Source organism: Dietzia sp. CW19 (assembly GCF_014145265.1).
Taxonomy (GTDB): Bacteria; Actinomycetota; Actinomycetes; order Mycobacteriales; family Mycobacteriaceae; genus Dietzia; species Dietzia natronolimnaea.
In genome coordinates, this window is sequence record NZ_JAALEE010000343.1 from 1 (window position 1) to 2,639 (window position 2,639).

General features: G+C 71.3%; 3 protein-coding genes. All 3 read right to left on the reverse strand.

Annotation, left to right across the window (positions count from 1 at the left end; translation table 11 throughout):
• Window positions 1-223 (reverse strand): RNA methyltransferase PUA domain-containing protein (locus G6021_RS10635; protein ID WP_347238952.1); only part of this gene is annotated, 223 nt, incomplete at its 3' end.
• A gap of 4 nt (window positions 224-227) precedes the next feature.
• Complete coding sequence (gene dnaJ, locus G6021_RS10640; RefSeq protein ID WP_182641256.1) at window positions 228-1,391, reverse strand: molecular chaperone DnaJ; 1,164 nt, start codon at window positions 1,389-1,391, stop codon at window positions 228-230.
• 60 nt (window positions 1,392-1,451) lie between these two features.
• Window positions 1,452-2,492 carry a heat-inducible transcriptional repressor HrcA gene (gene hrcA / locus G6021_RS10645; RefSeq protein WP_179524962.1) on the reverse strand — a complete coding sequence of 347 codons (1,041 nt, stop codon included), beginning with the start codon at window positions 2,490-2,492 and terminating at the stop codon, window positions 1,452-1,454.
• Window positions 2,493-2,639: the final 147 nt, after the last annotated feature.

The following is a 2,639-nucleotide window of genomic DNA, read 5'->3' on the forward strand; positions in this document are numbered from 1 at the left end:
TGCGGGCGACCACGTCCCGGGCCAGGACCTCCGCCTCGACCCGGCCGGGTCCCGACGTAAGTACGGTGCAGTCGGCCACCGCGCCACGGCCGTCGCCCACCCGGATGTACTCCCCGGGCCGCACCCGGAGGGCCGAGCCGGCGTGCCTACCCTCTGCGCCGTCCAGGACGGCCGTCTCGCCGACGGCGGGGACCGTGTCGACCCGGAACAGGGGCGGGGTCACCGGCTCAGTGGCCCGCGACCGCGTCGCGCAGACGCGAGAACAACCCGCCTCGGCGGGCGGTGTCCTCGTTGACGATCTCGGCCGAGTCGCCGCCGAGCCGGCGCAGCTGCTCCACGAGATCACGACGCTTGCGGTCCAGCTTCTCGGGGATCACCACCTCCATGTGCACCGTGAGGTCGCCGGCACCGCCGCCGCGGACGCGGGGCATGCCGCGACCCGACAGGGTGACCGTGTGCCCGGGCTGGATGCCGGCCGGGATGTCGATCTCGAGGTCGTCACCCACCACCGTCTCCAGGTCCACCCTGCCCCCGAGGATGGCGTCCACGACCGGGACGCGGACCGTGCAGTGCAGGTCCTCGCCGTCCCGGACGAACACCGGGTGGGTGCGCTCGTTGACCTCGATGTAGAGGTCTCCGGCGGGACCACCGCCGGGGCCGACCTCACCCTGTCCGGACAGCCGGATCCGCATCCCGCCGCCGACGCCGGCCGGGATCTTGGCCGAGACGGTGCGGCGCTTGCGGACGCGGCCCTGGCCGGTGCAGTCACCACAGGGATCGGTGATGATCTCGCCGGTGCCGGCACAGGTGGGGCACGGGCGGCTGGTCATGATGTTGCCCAACAGGGAGCGCTGGACCGACTGGATCTCCCCCTGCCCCTGACACATGCCGCATTTCGCGGGCGGCGCGTCGCTCGCCGACCCCTTGCCGTGGCAGGTCTCACACAGCACGGCCGTGTCGACCTGGATCTCCTTGGTGACGCCGGTCGCGCACTCCGCCAGGGTCAGGTTCACGCGGATCAGCGCGTCCGAACCCGGCTGCACGCGGCTCCGGGGGCCGCGTCCGCCGCCGCCCCCGCCGCCACCGAAGAACGCCTCGAACACGTCGCCGAGACCGCCGCCGGCGCCGAAGCCACCGCCACCGAAACCGCCGCCGTATCCGCCGCCGGGCGACGAGTCGAGGGGATCGCCGCCCATGTCCACGACACGGCGCTTCTCGGGGTCGGTGAGGACCTCGTACATCGCCGTGATCTCCGTGAACCGCTCACGCGCCTCGTCCGACGGGTTGACATCGGGGTGCAACTCGCGGGCGAGCTTGCGGTAGGCGCGCTTGATCTCGGACTCCGAGGCACCCCGATCGACCCCGAGGGTCCCGTAGTAGTCGCGTGACACGTGTCGCCTTTCGTCAAATGAACTCGATGGAAGAACTGGTCCCGGGTGAGGCTACGGGCGTCAGTGCCCGGACAGGATCTCGCCCACGTAGTGGGCAACAGCGGCGACCGAGGCGATTGTTCCCGGGTAGTCCATCCTCGTGGGCCCGAGCACCCCCATCCCGCCGAGCATCTGGCGCTCGGAACCGTACACGGAGGACACCACCGACGCGCCGCGGATCTCCGCCGCCCGGGTCTCCTCCCCGATCTGGACGGTGACCCCTCCGGGCCCTCCCATCCCCACGGACTGCGCCGCCGAGAGCAGCCGGAGGATCACGACCTGCTCCTCCAGGGCCTCGAGGACCGACCTGAGGGACCCGTCGAAGTCGGCTGCGCTGCGCGTGAGGTTGGCGGTGCCGCCCAGGACGATTCGGTCGTCGGGCTGCTCCACCAATGTCTCCACCAGCACCGTCACGCACCGTTCCGCCGCATCGCGGTGGTCCGGACGAGCGCGGTCAGGCGTGGCCGCCAGGGCCTCGGAGGCCTCGCTGAGCCGCTTGTCCGCGACCGCCTCCGAGAGGAGGGACCGGAGCTCGGCCAGATGGTCGTCCGTCAGCGGGGCCGCGAGTTCGACGGTCCGCTGGTCCACCCTGCCGGTGTCGGTGATCAGCACCAGCAACAGACGGGTGGGGGCCAGGCTCACCACCTCCAGGTGGCGCACGGTGGAGCGGCCCAGGACCGGGTACTGGACGACGGCGACCTGGCGGGTGAGCTGGGAGAGCAACCGCACGGCCCGCCGGAGGACGTCGTCCAGGTCGACGGCACCCTCGAGAAACGCCTGGATGGCCTTCCGCTGGGCGCGCGAGAGGGGGGTGATCTCCTCAATCGAGTCGACGAAGTGGCGGTAGCCCTTCTCCGTGGGGATCCGTCCGGAACTGGTGTGGGGCTGGACGATGAAGCCCTCCGCCTCGAGGACGGCCATGTCGTTGCGGATCGTCGCACTGGAGACCCCCAGGGAATGGCGGTCGACCAGCGTCTTGGAGCCGACCGGCTCGTGCGAGGCGATGTAGTCGGAGACGATCGCGCGCAAGACCTCGGTCCTACGATCGGCCGTGCTCGACATGGATCCCTCTCCTCGCGCCCTGCGTACAGACGATTCTAGGCCAGCGGCTCTACAGGAGGACGTCGCGTACGACACCGTCCGCCAGCAACCTGCCCGACTCCGTCAACGCGTACCCGGGACCGTCGGGCCCGTCGGCGGGCCGCCGCC

Excerpts from the sequence above, each read along its gene's own strand:
- hrcA (WP_179524962.1), bottom strand. The coding sequence starts at position 2,492 with ATGTCGAGCACGGCCGATCGTAGGACCGAGGTCTTGCGCGCGATCGTC.